Origin of the sequence: Pseudomonas neuropathica (genome assembly GCF_051174785.1) — a bacterium.
GTDB lineage: Bacteria > Pseudomonadota > Gammaproteobacteria > Pseudomonadales > Pseudomonadaceae > Aquipseudomonas > Aquipseudomonas neuropathica_A.
On sequence record NZ_CP195111.1, the window covers coordinates 2,504,247 to 2,520,397 of the forward strand.

A 16,151-nucleotide genomic window follows, 5' to 3' on the forward strand; every position below is an offset into this window, starting at 1 on the left:
TTCCAGAATCAGACACCCATCTATCCCAAAACCGTGCGAACACCGCACAATTTCAAGCCAAACGAATATCCATGTAGGAGCTGCCGAAGGCTGCGATCTTTTGATTTTGCTATTAAAAGACAAGATCAAAAGATCGCAGCCTTCGGCAGCTCCTACCGGGGATTTGCGGCGGATTAGATAAACAGTTCTGAGGCCAGGCTGGCCGCCGACATCTCCTCAGCAAACTGCAGAAGCAACGGCGCCAGCTCATGCAACCTCGCCCCCGGCATCCGCGCACTCGGCCCGGCGATACTCAGTACACCAATCACCCGACCATCCGTTGGATGCCTCACCACCGCGGCAATCGCCGAAGTCCCCACTGCCGAACTCTCTTCGACCCAGGCATAGCCCTGCTCGCGCGCCAGACGCAGCCGTTCCAGCAACTCGATATTGGAGCGCGGCGCATTCGGCCCGATCCCCACCGGCACTTCCGCTGCCTGCCGCTCGACCAGTGACAACGCCTCCGCATCGCTCATGCACGCCAGCCACGCATGCCCGGAGGCGGTGTAGAACAGCGGCGCATCACGGCCCATGTCGGGGTCATAACGCAGACCGGTGCGCGCACCTTGCGCCTTGGCAATCCAGGTCTGGCGCTCGCCGTCGATCACGCCCAAACGCACCAGTTCGCCGGTTTCCTCCGCCAGTCGATCAAGCACCGGCTGGACGATATCTGCACCGCTGCTCGACAAGTACTGAAAGCCCATCGCGACCAGTTTGGTCGACAAATGATAACGCAATGTTTCCGCATTCTGCCGCACGTAGCCCAAGCGGATCAGCTCGGCGAGCAAGCGGTGTGTTGCACTCTTGGGGATATCCAGTTGCTCGGCCAGGGTCTGCATCGGCAGCCCGCGCGGATCACTGGTAAGGCTTTCCAGCACACTGAAAACCCGTTCGATTTGACTGCCGGCCATGGGGACATCCAAAGGAAATTTTGCCGATTCTAGAAGACATCAGCGGCAAAGCGAAATCTGGAACCGCTTGTTCGATAACCGCCCGCTTTGTTACATCGAGTCTTGTCGAGCCACACCAGCACTGGTTATTTTCTGGAATCAAATTCCAAAAACAATTTATCGCTGGAGCGTTGTTTGATGTCTGCCGAACTCCCGGAAATCGACTGTGACGTATTGGTCGTCGGATCCGGCGCTGCCGGGTTGTCGGCCGCCGTGACTGCTGCGTGGCATGGCTTGAAAGTCATCGTAGTCGAGAAAGATCCGGTGTTCGGTGGCGCCACCGCCTGGTCCGGTGGCTGGGCTTGGGTGCCGTGCAATCCACTGGCGCGTAGGGCCGGGATCATCGAAGACATCGAACAACCGCGCACCTATTTGCGCCATGAACTGGGCGAGCATTTCGACCCAGCGATGATCGACGCTTTCCTTGAAGCGGGACCGCGCATGGTCACGTTTTTCGAGCAGCACACCGCGCTGCAATTTGCCGATGGCAACACCATCGCCGACATTCATGGCGACACGCCGGGGGCCGGCACTGGCGGTCGCTCGGTCATCGCGGCACCGTACGATGGACGCAAGGTCGGACGCTTGCTCAAGCGCCTTCGTACCACCATGCGCGAAACGTCCTTCATGGGCATGCCGATCATGGCTGGGGCGGATCTGTCGGCGTTTCTCAATCTGACGCGCTCAATGAAAGCCGCATGGCATGTGACCCAACGTTTCACTCGGCACGTGTTCGACCTCGCCGTGCATGGCCGGGCAATGCAACTGGTCAACGGTGTGGCGCTGGTGGCACGGCTGGCGAAGTCCGCCGAAGACCTCGGCGTGTTGCTGTGGGAATCGGCGCCGGTAACGGAATTGCTGCGCGACGAAAATCGTGTTTCGGGTGCAGTGATCAACACCCGCAAAGGCCCGATGCGCATTCATGCCCGCAAAGCCGTGGTGCTCGCCGCCGGTGGTTTTGCCAATGACATCGAGCGGCGCAAAGCCTTGTTCCCGCGCACACCGACCGGCCACGAACATTGGGCGCTGCCGCCACTGGCCGTCAATGGCGATGGTTTGCGCCTGGGCGAAAGCGTCGGTGCACGGGTCAATACCGACATGGCTTCCCCCGTGGCGTGGGCACCGGTATCGCAGGTGCCGCATTCCGACGGCAGCATTGGCCATTTCCCACACATCATCGAGCGCGGCAAACCCGGGATCATCGGCGTGCTGCGCAACGGCCAGCGCTTCGTCAACGAAGCCAACGGTTACTACGACTACGTCAGCGCCATGGTCGCTACTGCGCCGGAAGGTGAAGAAGTCGCCTCCTGGCTGATCTGCACCCGAGCCTTTCAACGGCGTTATGGCCTGGGCATATCGCGGCCGTTTCCGCTGCCAGTGTCAGAATTTATCCGCAGCGGCTATCTGAAAACCGGCAACACCATTGAAGAATTAGCCAACGCTTGCGGCATCGACCCGATCGGTTTGCGCCAAACACTCGACGATTACAACCGCCATGCACGCCATGGCGAAGACCCATTGTTCGGGCGCGGCACAACACCCTACAACCGCAAACAGGGTGATCCGGCGAACCTTCCCAACCCCTGCGTTGCCCCAATAGACACCGGCCCTTTCTACGCAGTGAAAGTCCAACCCGGCTGCTTCGGTACGTTTGCCGGCCTCAAGGTCAACCCACACGCGCAAGTGCTGGATGCCAACGAACAACCCATCGCCGGCCTCTACGCAGCGGGTGGCGACATGGCCAGCATCATGGGCGGCCACTACCCGGCGGGCGGCATCAATCTTGGCCCGGCACTGACTTTCGGTTACATCGCCGCCCGGCACATTGCCGGCATGACTGCTTTCGAACAGGAGATCGACCATGCAGCACATCGTTAACGCCCAGGGTTTGAACATGCCAAAACTTGGCCTAGGCACCTGGCCAATGCTCGGCGACGAATGCACTCGCGCCGTGGAGCAAGCACTGGAACTGGGTTATCGCCACATCGATACGGCTGCGGCCTACAACAACGAAGACGCGGTCGGACAAGCACTGGCGAATACGCCGACACCGCGCGAACAGATTCATGTCACTACCAAGGTCTGGTGGGACCAGTTGCAACCCGACGCGATGCGCCACTCCATGGATCGCAGCCTCACGGCCTTGCGCAGTGATTACGTTGACCTGTTCATGATTCACTGGCCGACCACCGACTGGGACCTGCCACGCACCCTCGAAACGCTGGCCTCGTTCAAGGAGCAGGGCCTGACGCGCAACATCGGCGTAGCGAATTTTCCACTGCCATTGCTGCGCAAAGTCGTCGAGGAATATGGCATCGATCTGTCAGCGATTCAGGTCGAGTACCACGTCCTCCTCGGCCAAAACGCCCTGCTCGACTACGCCCGTCAACACAATCTGGCACTAACGGCCTATACCCCGCTGGCGCGCAACAAGGTCTCGGACATCCCGCAGATTCAACAGATCGCCAACAAGCACGGTGTGCTGCCGACTCAAGTGGCGTTGAAATGGTTGCTCGATCAACCCAATGTCGCGGCAATTCCAAAGGCCAGCAGCCGCGCCAATCAACTGGCCAACCTCGCCTCGCTGAAGGTCGAACTCGACGATGAAGACCGCGCATTGATCGCCGCCCTGTCGAAGCGCGAGCGTCAGGTCAGTCCGGATTTCGCCCCAGAGTGGGATGCGTTTGATCGCTGATTCATGACCTGCTGAAAGAAACCCGCCACGGGATTGAATTCGCAGGCCTTCCCATCGTCAATAACAGGCCCGACCTCGTCACCACGAGGCCGGGCCTGTTTGCATGTGAGCGAATAGACGGACGACCGGACTGGCGCCACACTCACACAACAGCAACACTCATCACCATCCGATACACACAGAGGATTCCCACATGCTATGGAAAAAAGGCCGACGCAGTGACAACGTCGTCGATGCCCGTGGTGATGATGCCGGCGGTGGCGGCGGCATGCGCTTCGGTGGTGGCAAAGGCCTGAGTCTGGGGGCGATTCTGCTGATCGTCGGTATCGGCTGGATCACCGGGCAGGATCCGCTGCAGATCCTCGGCCAGCTCGCCGGGCAATCCACACAACAAGCGGCGCCGACCTCGCAAACCCGCCAGGCACCGCCGGCCAACGATGAACAGGCCGAATTCGTCCGTTCGATCCTCGGCGATACCGAAGACACCTGGGGCACGATTTTCCAGCAGGCCGGGCGGCAATATAAAGACCCAACCCTGGTGCTGTTCAGTAACAGGGTCAATTCCGCCTGCGGTCTGGCGACCTCGGCCACGGGCCCGTTCTACTGCCCGGCGGATCAGAAGGTCTACCTGGACATGGCGTTCTTCCAGGAAATGTCACAACGCTTCAAGGCCGCGGGCGACTTCGCCCAGGCCTACGTCATCGCGCATGAAGTCGGACACCATGTGCAGACGCTTCTCGGCGTCTCGGCGAAAATGCAGACAGCCCGTCAGCAAGGCCGGCAGATGGAAGGCGATGGCGGCTTGCTGGTGCGCCAGGAATTGCAGGCCGATTGCCTCGCCGGCGTTTGGGCCTACAGCGCACAGAAGCGCTTGAACTGGCTGGAGCCGGGCGACATCGAAGAAGCCTTGAATGCGGCCAACGCCATCGGTGATGATCGCCTGCAACAACAGGGTCAGGGCCGTGTGGTGCCGGACTCGTTTACCCACGGTACGTCGGCGCAAAGGGTGCGCTGGTTCAAAACCGGATTCGCGCAGGGCCAGGTCGGCCAGTGCGACACCTTCGCGGCGAAAAACCTGTAAATGCATAAATGGCTTTTGGCGTTACTGATCGTTGGCAGCACCGCGCACGCTGCCGGTGTCGATGCGATCAGCCCCGGTCGTTTGCAACTCAAGGTCGGGGAAATGGCGGTAGGCATCGGGCCTGCGCCGGAGAAGATCGAGCGAGTGCTGATCGTCATTCATGGCCGATTACGCAACGCCGAGACCTATCGCAAAAGCGCCGAGAGTGCCGCCGAGCTGGCGGGGCAAACCACGCACACCTTGGTGATTGCCCCGCAGTTTCTCAATGAAAGCGATGTCGCGCTGTACTCGCTCCCCGCCACGTTGCTGCGCTGGCAAGGCAACGAGTGGATGGGCGGCGGGTTATCCACAGGGCCGAATCCGTTGAGCTCCTACGCCGCGCTCGATGAGATCGTCACGCGGATCAGCGACCGCAAACAGTTTCCCGACGTGAAGCAAATCGTGATATTCGGCCACTCCGGCGGAGGTCAAGTGGTGCAGCGTTATGCCCTGCTCGCCAAGGATCAGCCAGCGCTGAAGGCCAACGGCATTCGTTTGCGCTATGTGGTGGCGAATCCGTCGTCGTACGCGTATTTCAATGAGCAGCGGCCGGTGGCGTTCGATCACGCCAAGTGCGCGGGTTTCAACCGCTGGAAGTATGGTCTGGCAGACATGCCGGTCTATGCCGGTGGGCAAACGCCGTTGCAGCTTGAGAGCAGTTACATCAAACGCGAGGTGATTTATCTGCTTGGGCAGCAGGACGTCGACCCCAACCATCCGGCGCTGGACAAGCGTTGTGAAGCCGAGGCGCAAGGTGCGTATCGCCTGGAGCGTGGGAAATTTTACTTCGGCTATTTGCTGCGCCGGCATCCGGAAGGGGTGAATCAGCGGTTGGTTGAAGTGCCCGGGGTTGGGCATAACGGTGATGGGATGTTGACCTCGCCGGAGGGGCAAAAGGCGTTGTTCGAACAGTAAGCTGTTTGGCGGATTTTATGCCCTCTTCGCGAGCAAGCTCACTCCCACATTTGGAATACATTCCCCGTGGGAGCGAGCTTGCTCGCGAAGAGGCCAGCTCAGGCAGCAAAGATTTCAGGCCAGCAGCATCCGCCGCAACTCGACACAATCCTTCGCATGCCAATCGGTCAGCTCGGGCCACGGGTTTTCCGGCAGATTCACCAACACCGTCCGCGCCCCCGCCGCTCGGCCGCAATCCAGATCAAAGCGGTAATCACCGACCATCACCAGCTCACTCGCCGGCACGTCCCAAGCGTCTGCCAGTTTCAGCAAACCACCCGGATGCGGCTTCGGCGGCGCTTCATCTCGGCCCAACACATCGTCCACCGCAAAACAGTCAGCCAAACCAATGGCCTCCAGCGTCACATGCGCCAGTTCCCGCGCATTGCGGGTCAGTATGCCGAGTCGATAACCGCGCGCATGCAGATCGCGCACCAGCTCTACCGCCCCGTTGGCCGGGGTCGAACCCAGCGCCAGATCGCGCTCGTGCTCCAGCAACCAGGCATGCTTCGCTGCTGCCTCATCCACCGGCAATGCCGCAAGATGAGTGAGGATGTCGTCCTCCGGCGGAATCGCCAGCGCCACGCGAATCGCCGCAAAATCATGCACGGCGACGGTCAGCGTGCCGTCCATGTCGAACACCCAGTGCTTTACCTCTTTCAGGCTCATGCCCAATCCTTGCGATGGCGGATCAGGCCTTCCTGCGTCACCGACGCGACCAGTTGGCCGGCACGGTTGTACACGCTGCCACGGGAGAACCCACGGGAATTGCCGGCCCACGGGCTGTCCATCGCGTAGAGCAACCAGTCATCGGCGCGCAGATCGTTGTGGAACCACAGCGCGTGATCGAGGCTGGCGACCTGCATGTCTTTCTGCCAGACCGATTTGCCGTGGGGGAGCATCGAGGTGGTCAGCAGGCCGAAGTCAGAGGCATAGGCCAGCAGGTATTTGTGCAGCGCCGGGATGTCAGCCAGTGCACCATCAGCACGGAACCACACGTATTTCACCGGATCGGCCGGTTGCGGGTTGTACGGGTCTTTTTCGGTGACCGGGCGCACTTCGATCGGCTTCGGGCACAGCAGTTTTTCACGCATGTGTTCCGGGATCAGGTGCGCACGTTGCTGGGTCAACTCCAGCTCCGACGGCAGGTTTTCCGGGCCGACCACCACCGGCATCTGGCTCTGGTGCTCGAAGCCTGCCTCGTCGTATTGAAACGACGCGCTGCAAGTGAAGATCGGATGGCCCTTCTGGATCGCCGTGACGCGGCGGGTGCTGAAGCTGCCGCCATCGCGCACGCGATCAACCGAATAAACCACCGGCAACTTGGCATCGCCCGGACGCAGAAAATAACCGTGCATCGAATGCACATGACGCGCCTCTTCAACGGTCTGACTGGCCGCCGACAGCGACTGGCCGAGCACCTGACCACCGAACAACTGACGGAAACCCAGATCCTGGCTACGGCCACGGAACAGGTTTTCTTCGATCGGTTCCAGGGTCAGCAGGTCGACCAGATCTTCCAACACTTGGCTCATTCAGACTCTCCTCACACAAAGCTATGCCGCGCAGTCTTGGCTGCGGCGGCCGATTCAGATTCTGGCACGGGCCAATGATATGGCGGCCATTGTAAACGTCCGTGTCGGCTTATCCATGCAAGGTTTGCAGCCATTGTTCCCGAGTGATGCGGTACAGCACATGCCGGCGCAACGGATGATCGACGGCCAGTTTCGGATGATCGAAATCATCTTCCGGAGCGTGATGCATGCCGATCGCCTGCATGACTTTTTCCGACGGTAGATTGGATTGCGCGGTGAAGGAGACGACTTCCTTCAAAGCCAATCGATCAAAGCCGCAACGCAGAGCGGTCCACGCCGCCTCACTGGCATAGCCCAGGCCCCAATGTTCCTTGGCCAGGCGCCAGCCGATTTCCACCGCTGGCGTGAACGGCGCATCGAAGCCGACCACGCCGAGACCGGTGAAACCGATGAATTCGCCGCTGTCCTTGCGCTCCAGCGCCCACAAACCGAAACCGTGCTCGGCAAAATGCCCGCGCACGCGGCCGATCATCGAGGCACTTTCCAGGCGGCTCAACGGCGCCGGAAAATAACGCATCACTTGAGGATCGGCGCACATCGCGGCAAATGCCGGCAAATCCTCGTCCTGCCACTGACGCATCAGCAAGCGCGCGCTTTCAAGTTCCAGTATCGGCTCCATCGTGCCCCTCCGTTTCCATGCCGCAAGTCTACATCGCTGGTAGGATCCTTCACTCTTTCCTACGTTCCTACATGAATTCGCCATGCCACTGCCGCTGATCTACCACGAAGACTACAGCCCCGAGTTTCCGGCGGATCACCGCTTCCCGATGGATAAGTTTCGCCTGCTGCGTGATCACTTGGTGGACAGCGGTCTGACCTGCGATGCCGACCTGCTGCGCCCCGAGATCTGCCCTAACGACATCCTCGCCCTGGCCCATGACCGTGCGTATATCGAACGCTACATGAGCGGCGAGTTGTCCCGCGAAGACCAGCGGCGTCTCGGCTTGCCGTGGAACGAAGCGTTGGCGCGGCGTACGGTGCGGGCGGTCGGCGGTTCGATTCTGGCCGCGGAAAAAGCCCTGGAACATGGCCTGGCCTGCCACTTGGCCGGCGGCACTCACCATGCGCATTACGATTACCCGGCCGGTTTCTGCATCTTCAATGACTTGGCGATCATCAGCCATTACCTGCTGCAAAGCGGTCGGGTCAATCGCGTGCTGATCTTCGATTGCGATGTGCATCAGGGCGACGGCACCGCGCGAATCCTGCATGACACGCCGGAGGCGATTACCGTTTCCCTGCACTGCGAGAAGAATTTTCCTGCACGCAAAGCGGAAAGTGACTGGGACATTCCGCTGCCCAAAGGCATGGGCAATGCTGATTACCTGAAAGTGGTCGATGACACGCTCAACTATCTGCTGCCGCTGTATCAACCGGATCTGGTGCTGTATGACGCCGGCGTTGATGTACACAAGGACGATGCCCTCGGTTATCTGCAACTGACCGACGAAGGCGTTGCCGCCCGCGATGAAAGCGTGATGCGCCATTGCCTGGGCCGCGATATTCCAGTGGTCGGCGTGATTGGCGGCGGTTACAGCAAGGACCGCCACGCCCTCGCCCGCCGCCACGGCATCCTCCATCACAGCGCGCAGCGGATCTGGCAGTCACACGGCTGTCATTGAGCTGTGCTGCGTTACCCACAATGGCTGTGGAACTGCCTGTGGATAACCTGAGTGAAAGGGACTGCAGCCCATACCGGTTATGGCCTGCGGCGCATTGATCATTTTTCAACCACATACTGAGCTCATTAGACTCCCCTGTGGGAGCGAGCCTGCTCGCGAAGGCGTCAGTACTCTCAACATTTAACTGATTGACCCACCGCTTTCGCGAGCAGGCTCGCTCCCACAAGGATCTCCCACATTGGTTTGCGCTGTTAGAATGCCCGGCTTATCCCGCCATACCGCAGCGCACGCCATGACCCAGAACTCCGCCTCCTCCCCCGCTCACGTCGCCATCATCGGCGGTGGCCCCGCCGGCCTGATGGCCGCTGAAGTGCTGAGCCAGGCCGGAATCCGCGTAGATCTCTACGACGGCATGCCCTCGGTCGGCCGCAAGTTCCTGCTCGCCGGTGTTGGCGGCATGAACATCACCCACTCTGAAGCCTACCCGGCGTTCCTCTCGCGCTATGCCGAACGCGCACCGCAGATCGCACCGTTACTGCGCGGCTTCGACGCCGATGCGTTGTGTAAATGGATTCATGATCTGGGTATCGAAACCTTTATCGGCAGCTCCGGCCGCGTATTTCCTACCGACATGAAAGCCGCGCCGCTCTTGCGCGCCTGGCTCAAGCGTTTGCGCGACAGCGGCGTAGTTATCCACACCCGCCATCGCTGGCTCGGTTGGGACGAACACGGTGCGCTGCGTATCGACAGCCCGGAAGGTGAAATCACCGTCAAACCCGACGCCACCCTGCTCGCCCTCGGCGGCGGCAGCTGGTCGCGCCTCGGTTCTGACGGCGCATGGATGCTGCCTCTGGAGCAAAAAGGTGTAGGACTGGCGCCGTTGCAGCCGAGTAATTGCGGCTTCGAAGTGCAGGCCTGGAGCGAATTGATGGTCAGCAAATTCGCCGGCGCGCCGCTGAAAAATATCGCCATCGGTTTGAATGACGATGTACCCCGCTTGGGCGAATGCGTGATCACCGCGTCCGGGATTGAGGGCAGTCTTATTTATGCGCTGTCGGCGCCGATTCGTGAGGCGATCAATCAGCATGGCGCGGCGGTTATTCACATTGATCTGCTGCCCGGCCGGCCTGTGGATAAATTGCAGGCGGCGTTGAGCAAGCCACGCGGTTCGCGCTCAATGGCCAAGCATCTGCACAGTCAGGTCGGGATTGATGGGGTGAAAGCGGCGTTGTTGCGTGAACTCACTGATGCGGCGACGTTTGCTGATCCGGCGCTGTTGGCGCGGGCGATCAAAGCGTTGCCGCTGACTCTGGTCAAAACGCGGCCGTTGGACGAAGCGATCAGCAGCGCTGGGGGCGTGACGTTCGAGGCGATGGATGAGCGGCTGATGCTCAAGGCGTTGCCGGGGGTGTTCTGCGCGGGCGAGATGCTCGATTGGGAAGCGCCGACGGGGGGGTATTTGCTGACGGGGTGTTTTGCCAGCGGGCGGGCGGCGGGGTTGGGGATTGTGCAGTGGCTCAAGTCCGAGGCGTCTGCCTGAACCCTCACCCCAGCCCTCTCCCAGAGGGAGAGGGGGCCGACCGAGATGTCTGACGTCATCCATCGACCTGAAAGACCGAGTCGATTATGGATTCGGCAAAGCACTTTCAATAGAGCCGACCGAGGTATCTGCTGTCATACCTCGACCTGAATGACCGAGTCGATTGTGGGTTTTGTCAGCCGACCGAGATGTTCGGCGCCATACATCGACCTGAAAGACCGAGCCGATTATGGATTTGGTCAGCCAACCGAGGTGTCTGGCGAAGGCCCTGTCGATTATGGATTCACAATAAACGTATCAGGTCGGCGTATTTCTTGAGCATCCTCCAATCAGTCCCCTCTCCCTTGGGGAGAGGGTTAGGGTGAGGGGCTTTTGACCTTAAGGCTTACGCTTACGCGGTCCAGTGTTGAACACCGGCACTTTACGCACAGGCTTGATCGAAGGCTCTGGCGCCTGCGTCTCGCCGCTGTCCACCCACTTGCCCAGATTGCGCTTGCCGCCACCACCGGAAGCCTTCGGCTTCTTCGGTTTCTTCGGCTTCTTGATCACCTGTCCGCTGGCATCGGTATCCGGCACGCGGTGTTCAGGTTCGAAGTCCGGCTCGTTCTGACGCTTCAAGGTCTGCCGCGTCAGCATTTCAATCGCCGACAACATGTTCACTTCATCCGCGCACACCAGCGAAATCGCCTCACCCGTCGCGCCTGCACGACCAGTCCGGCCGATACGGTGGATGTAGTCTTCGGCCACGATTGGCAGATCGAAGTTGATCACCAGCGGCAGATCTTCGATGTCCAGACCTCGCGCAGCAACGTCGGTGGCCACGAGAATCTGCACTTCACTGAGTTTGAAACGATCCAGCGCGCGCTGACGGGTTGCTTGCGGTTTATCACCATGGATACCGTCAGCATTCACGCCCAGGCCCTGAAGTTTTTCCACCAGCGCATCGACACCGTTGCGGGTTTTGGCGAACACCAGCACCTGCTTCCATTTGTTCTTGCGCATCAGGTGCACGAACAACTCGGCCTTGCGCTTTTTGTCCACCGTGACGATCCACTGCTTGACCGTATTGGCGGCGACGTTGCGCGGGCTGACTTCAATGCTCAGCGGATCGTTGAGCATCTGCCCCGCCAGCAGGCGGATGTCATCGGAGAAGGTCGCGGAGAACAGCAGGGTCTGGCGCTTTTTCGGCAGCATGCGATAAATGTTCGCCAGTTCTTCAGAGAAGCCCAGGTCGAGCATACGGTCGGCTTCATCCAGCACCAGGGTTTGCAGCTGATCGAGTTTCAGCGCGTTCTGGCGGAACAGGTCGATCAGGCGACCCGGCGTGGCGACCAGCACATCGACGCCGCCGCGCAGCTTCATCATCTGCGGATTGATGCTGACGCCGCCGTACACCGCATAAGTGCGCAGCGGCAGGTTTTCGGCGTACTGGCGCACAGACTCATGAACCTGCTCGGCCAGCTCGCGGGTCGGCACCAGAATCAGCGCACGCGCCGAATTGGCAGCGACTTTCGGCCCTTCCATGGCCAGCAACTGCAGCAGCGGCAAGGCGAAACCGGCGGTCTTGCCGGTGCCGGTCTGGGCGGCAGCCATCAGGTCACGACCGGCCAGCACGGCCGGAATGGCTTGCGCCTGAACCGGCGTCGGGGTCTGGTAGCCGAGCTTCTCGAGGGAGCGCAGCAAGGGTTCGATCAGGCCAAGGGTGGCGAAAGTCATGGAAGTACCGTAGGAAAAAATGACGCGGGCATGCAATGCCGCGCAGTTTACCCTAATTCGTACGTTGTTCTGCGGGAACGGCTGTCGGCGCCACGACTGGCGGCTGTGCCGGACGGCGCCACTGCGGCAAGCCAATCAACACCACGGCGCTGATGATCACCAGCATCGCCAGCGCTTCTTCGATCCCGATGGTCTCGCCGACAAACACAATCCCCAGCAACACCGCGACCGCAGGATTGACGTAGGCATAGCTGGTCGCCGCTGCCGGACGCACGTGCTTGAGCAGGTACATATAAGAGTTGAAGGCGATGATCGAGCCAAAGAAGATCAGGTACGCCAGCGCCAGCCAGCCTTCAACCGGAGGTATCGCTTGCAGATGCTCGCCACTGACGGCGCTGCCGATCAGCAGCACCACTCCGCCGACCATCATTTCCACCGCGCTGGCCATGGCGCCCTGCGGCAACGGCAAGTGTCTACTCCACACCGAGCCGAACGCCCAGGTCGCCGCCGCAAAAATCAGCAGCGCCGCACCCAGCGGGCTCGATTGCAGGTTGGAGCCCATGTTGAGCATGGCGATACCGATAATCCCCAATGCCACCCCGGCCCACTCGAGACGCGTATTACGCGCGCCCCAGAAATATCCACAGAGCAAAGTAAACAGCGGCACCGTTGCCACCGCCAATGCTGCAACACCGGAAGCCACCCCGGTGTGTTCAGCCACACTCACCGCGCCATTACCAAAACTGAGCAGCAAAATCCCGATGATCCCCGCCGCTTTCCACTGCGCCCAGGTCGGCGCCGGTGCTCCACGCCAACGCAGGAACGCGTACATCAACGTACCCGCGATCACAAAGCGCACACCGCCAAGCATCAGCGGTGGCCAGTATTCGACACCGATGCGGATCACCAGATAGGTCGATCCCCAAATCACGTACAGCGCAAAAAACGCGGCGATCAGCGGCAAGGAAAAACGGCGCAAGGCAGGCATGGGCAGCTCGAATGTCAGGCTTTCGGGATTAGTTATTCTAGAAAGGCTTGCGGGCAAAAATAAGCTACAAAACCTGTTTATAGCGCCGGTACACTTTGGAAATCACGGAGATCGGTGGAATAAACCACGATTTCGAAAGTCTGGCATTTTGAGGAGTCCGGCCTTGGACAAATATGACCGCATGCTGCTCAGCGCCCTGCTTGAAAACGGCCGTGCGTCCTATGCCGACCTCGCGCGAAAGGTGAACCTTTCCGCCCCAGCCGTCGCCGAGCGCGTGGCCAAGCTTGAGGCAGCCGGGGTAATCACCGGCTATGAGGCGAAAATCGACCTGTCGAAAATCGGCTTACCGATCCAGTGCATGATCGAATTGCGCCTGCACCAGAACGGCAGCCAGAAGGTCTACGACGAACTGGTGAAAATCCCGCAACTGACCGAGTGCTTTCGAGTGACAGGCGATCCGTGCGTGATGATGAAGGCTGCGGTGGGGTCGATGACGGAGCTTGAGGAGTTGATCAATCGGGTGGCGAAGTTTGGCTTCAGCAAGACCTCGATTGTGTTGTCTAGCGCGATCGAAAAACGCGTGCCGCTCGGCCAGATCGAAAGCAACGGCAAATCCTGAGGACGATGATTCCCCTGTGGGAGCGAGCCTGCTCGCGAAAGCGGTGTATCAGCCAACATCAATGTTGAATGAAAAACCGTATTCGCGAGCAGGCTCGCTCCCACAGGGGTTGTGTGCTGGATTGGGGATCAGCGATAGCGCTGCAAGTGTTCGCTGACTTTCGCGGCAGGGACTTTCTGCAGTTTGCACAGCAGGTCGTGCGATAGCTCGCTGACGCCGTGCTTGTGCCGCAACTCATCGGCCAGATGCGCCATCAGGTTGGCCGCCATCTCGGCATCAGCCATGGCCCGGTGAGCCTGGCCGGTGTGCGGCAAGCGCGCAAACGTGGTGAGCGTGCCGAGCTTGTGATTCGGCGCCGCAGGCATCAGCCGCCGCGCCAGCAACAGCGAACAGGCAAAGTTCTGCAACCGCGTGCGCTTGATCCGGCCCAACTCAAAATCCCAGAATTTCTGGTCGAACGATGCGTTGTGTGCGACCAGCGGCGTGCAGCCGACAAACTCATTCACCTCGTTCATCACCTGCTCTGCCGGCGGCGCGGTGCGCAGCATGGCGTTGCTGATGCCGGTCAGTTGCTCGATAAACGCGGGAACGCGCACGCCGGCGTTCATCAGGCTCTGGTAACGCTCGACGATGCGGCCGTTTTCCAGCATGACCACGGCAATTTCCGTGGCGCGGCAGTTGCTGTTCGGCGACAGGCCCGTGGTTTCAAAGTCGATGACTGCAATGCGTTCCAAACCGGGTTCAACTCCGTACAAATCAATTGTTCAGCTTAATTTTTTAACAGCAGCGCGCCTTCGATCGGCACGTAACGGCTGGCCGCGCGGATCAGCGAGTTGGCGGTCAGGCCGGGCACACCGTAGGCGACGGCTTGAACGCCGTGCTTGCTGATGATGCGCTCAAGCAACATGTCGAAATCGCCGTCACCGGAGGCCAGGACAATTTCGTCGACGTGGTCGGCGGCGTCCATGATGTCGAGGGTGATGCCCACGTCCCAGTCGCCCTTGGCCGAGCCGTCGCTGCGCTGGATGTAGGGTTTGAGCTTCACGGTGAAACCGAGGTTGCGCAAGATCTGCTGGAACTGCTGCTGCTTGCTGTCGCCACGGTCGATCGCGTAGGCGTAGGCCTCGACGATCTGCCCGTCCTTGCTGATGTCGGCCCACAATGCGGCGTAGTTGAAGTGACAACCATAGGCCTGACGCACGGTGTAGTAGAGGTTCTGCACGTCGGCGAACACTGCGATTTTTTTCACCGGAGTTCCTGTGGGCGCGCAAGCGCACGAAGCGGGATCAGGCGCCAGGCCCGAAAAAGGCGCTCAGTATGCCAGCCATCAGGAGGGTTCCGCGAATAATCGGCCCGGAGCCCTCAGGGGCTCCGGACGAATGGTGAATCAGACGAAGGAATCGTCGTCATCAAAGAACGAGGAGTTGTCGTTGCCGTAGTCGGTGTCGGTGAAGCCGCCCTGGTCGTTGCCAGAGAAGCCGTTGTCCGCCACCCGCTGATCATCGCCCCAGCCGTTGTTGCTCTGGTCGGCAACCTGCGCCGGTTCTTCCTTGATCACTTCAACGATTTCTTCCGGCTGCTGGTTGTGATGGAACAGGCTGCTGATGCCCTGCGCCAGCATCACGCCACCGGCCACACCGGCCGCAGTTTTCAAAGCGCCACCGAGGAAGCTGCTGCCAGCTGCCGGAGCGGCTTGTTGCGCATAGTTAGGCGGCGCTGCGCCGAAGTTCTGTTGTGGCGCCGGGGCCGCGTAATTCTGCTGCGGGGCCGGTTCGCGCCAGCCGCCAGTCGAGGCAGGGGCGCTCTGGGTCGGCGCCGGACGCGGGCTGCCACCGAAGATGCTCGACAGGAAACCGCCACCACCGCTCGGCGCCGGGGCGGCACTTTGCGCCTTGGCCGATTGCAACTCGGCCTGCAACTGCTGAACCTGTTGAGTCAGTTGCTTGTTCTGCTCGTCGAGGCTCTTGAGCGCCGCCTCTTGCACCAGAATCGCCTGGGTCATGAAATAACCTGCCGCTGGCTGGCGGGTCAGGTGTTCCTTGATCCGCGTCTCTGCCTGGGCATCGCGCGGGGCTGCCTCCGTTTCGGCCTGTTGCAGCCGGGAAAACAGTCCATCGATCAGGGTTTGCTCTTCGCTGTTCATGGCGACCTCGTAGATTGCCGGGGATAACATTGCCCTCGTCCACGTTGGCCGAGGTGCTCTCCTGTAATGGAGACGGTGACAAAACGTTTCAATGACCTTTACCGAATGTTTACGTTTGTGTCGGGCCAGCCATCATCGGTTAAAGTGAGCCACTGTTTTCAACCTGCGAT

At 60.3% G+C, this 16,151-nt stretch carries 16 protein-coding genes; 7 read left to right on the top strand and 9 right to left on the bottom strand.

All coding sequences use genetic code 11. The annotated features are described in order from the left end of the window. Nucleotides 1-173 precede the first annotated feature (173 nt). Entirely contained in the window at nucleotides 174-950 is a 777-nt protein-coding gene (locus ACRRSD_RS11345; RefSeq protein ID WP_435038107.1) for an IclR family transcriptional regulator, read from the bottom strand. Between the two features lie 177 nt (nucleotides 951-1,127). On the opposite strand from ACRRSD_RS11345, the gene ACRRSD_RS11350 reads away from it, so the two are divergent. From ACRRSD_RS11350 to ACRRSD_RS11365, 4 genes are all read left to right on the top strand, one after another. After that, nucleotides 1,128-2,867, top strand: coding sequence for an FAD-dependent oxidoreductase (locus ACRRSD_RS11350; protein ID WP_435038108.1), 1,740 nt, complete (start codon nucleotides 1,128-1,130; stop codon nucleotides 2,865-2,867). Further along, a complete protein-coding gene (locus ACRRSD_RS11355; RefSeq protein WP_435038109.1) occupies nucleotides 2,851-3,684 on the top strand; it encodes an aldo/keto reductase in 834 nt (277 codons plus the stop codon). The genes ACRRSD_RS11350 and ACRRSD_RS11355 overlap by 17 nt, the downstream gene beginning before the upstream one ends. 193 nt (nucleotides 3,685-3,877) lie before the next feature. Beyond that, nucleotides 3,878-4,765, top strand: a complete 888-nt coding sequence (gene ypfJ, locus ACRRSD_RS11360) for a KPN_02809 family neutral zinc metallopeptidase (protein WP_435038110.1) — start codon at nucleotides 3,878-3,880, stop codon at nucleotides 4,763-4,765. Further along, complete coding sequence (locus ACRRSD_RS11365; RefSeq protein WP_435038111.1) at nucleotides 4,766-5,719, top strand: alpha/beta hydrolase; 954 nt, start codon at nucleotides 4,766-4,768, stop codon at nucleotides 5,717-5,719. A gap of 114 nt (nucleotides 5,720-5,833) precedes the next feature. Here the strand turns inward: ACRRSD_RS11365 and ACRRSD_RS11370 are convergent, their stop codons facing one another. The 3 genes from ACRRSD_RS11370 to ACRRSD_RS11380 all read right to left on the bottom strand — a co-directional run bounded on the left by ACRRSD_RS11370 (nucleotide 5,834) and on the right by ACRRSD_RS11380 (nucleotide 7,972). After that, nucleotides 5,834-6,427 carry an HAD family hydrolase gene (locus ACRRSD_RS11370; protein WP_435038112.1) on the bottom strand — a complete coding sequence of 198 codons (594 nt, stop codon included), beginning with the start codon at nucleotides 6,425-6,427 and terminating at the stop codon, nucleotides 5,834-5,836. After that, complete coding sequence (gene tesB / locus ACRRSD_RS11375) at nucleotides 6,424-7,293, bottom strand: acyl-CoA thioesterase II (protein ID WP_003228466.1); 870 nt, start codon at nucleotides 7,291-7,293, stop codon at nucleotides 6,424-6,426. The genes ACRRSD_RS11370 and tesB overlap by 4 nt, the downstream gene beginning before the upstream one ends. A gap of 109 nt (nucleotides 7,294-7,402) precedes the next feature. Then, nucleotides 7,403-7,972: a GNAT family N-acetyltransferase gene (locus ACRRSD_RS11380; RefSeq protein WP_435038113.1), complete on the bottom strand. Its 570-nt coding sequence runs from the start codon at nucleotides 7,970-7,972 to the stop codon at nucleotides 7,403-7,405. Nucleotides 7,973-8,054: 82 nt separating this feature from the next. Between ACRRSD_RS11380 and ACRRSD_RS11385 the strand changes: the two genes are divergently transcribed. Then, nucleotides 8,055-8,975 (top strand): histone deacetylase family protein, encoded by a 921-nt coding sequence (locus tag ACRRSD_RS11385; RefSeq protein WP_435038114.1) that lies wholly within the window; start codon nucleotides 8,055-8,057, stop codon nucleotides 8,973-8,975. 292 nt (nucleotides 8,976-9,267) lie between these two features. Then, nucleotides 9,268-10,515 (top strand): TIGR03862 family flavoprotein, encoded by a 1,248-nt coding sequence (locus ACRRSD_RS11390; protein WP_435038115.1) that lies wholly within the window; start codon nucleotides 9,268-9,270, stop codon nucleotides 10,513-10,515. A 378-nt stretch (nucleotides 10,516-10,893) separates the two neighbouring features. On the opposite strand, the gene ACRRSD_RS11395 is transcribed toward ACRRSD_RS11390, so the two are convergent. Next, complete coding sequence (locus ACRRSD_RS11395) at nucleotides 10,894-12,231, bottom strand: DEAD/DEAH box helicase (protein ID WP_435038116.1); 1,338 nt, start codon at nucleotides 12,229-12,231, stop codon at nucleotides 10,894-10,896. Nucleotides 12,232-12,283: 52 nt separating this feature from the next. After that, on the bottom strand, nucleotides 12,284-13,219 hold the full coding sequence (gene yedA / locus ACRRSD_RS11400) for a drug/metabolite exporter YedA (protein ID WP_435038117.1): 936 nt from the start codon (nucleotides 13,217-13,219) through the stop codon (nucleotides 12,284-12,286). A gap of 163 nt (nucleotides 13,220-13,382) precedes the next feature. On the opposite strand from yedA, the gene ACRRSD_RS11405 reads away from it, so the two are divergent. Next, nucleotides 13,383-13,838: an Lrp/AsnC family transcriptional regulator gene (locus ACRRSD_RS11405; RefSeq protein WP_435038118.1), complete on the top strand. Its 456-nt coding sequence runs from the start codon at nucleotides 13,383-13,385 to the stop codon at nucleotides 13,836-13,838. Nucleotides 13,839-13,966: 128 nt separating this feature from the next. On the opposite strand, the gene ACRRSD_RS11410 is transcribed toward ACRRSD_RS11405, so the two are convergent. From ACRRSD_RS11410 to ACRRSD_RS11420, 3 genes are all read right to left on the bottom strand, one after another. Further along, entirely contained in the window at nucleotides 13,967-14,572 is a 606-nt protein-coding gene (locus ACRRSD_RS11410) for a 3'-5' exonuclease (protein ID WP_435038119.1), read from the bottom strand. Between the two features lie 35 nt (nucleotides 14,573-14,607). After that, nucleotides 14,608-15,087, bottom strand: coding sequence for an NYN domain-containing protein (locus ACRRSD_RS11415; RefSeq protein WP_007949802.1), 480 nt, complete (start codon nucleotides 15,085-15,087; stop codon nucleotides 14,608-14,610). 138 nt (nucleotides 15,088-15,225) lie between these two features. Further along, nucleotides 15,226-15,981 (bottom strand): DUF2076 domain-containing protein, encoded by a 756-nt coding sequence (locus tag ACRRSD_RS11420; RefSeq protein WP_435038500.1) that lies wholly within the window; start codon nucleotides 15,979-15,981, stop codon nucleotides 15,226-15,228. Nucleotides 15,982-16,151: the final 170 nt, after the last annotated feature.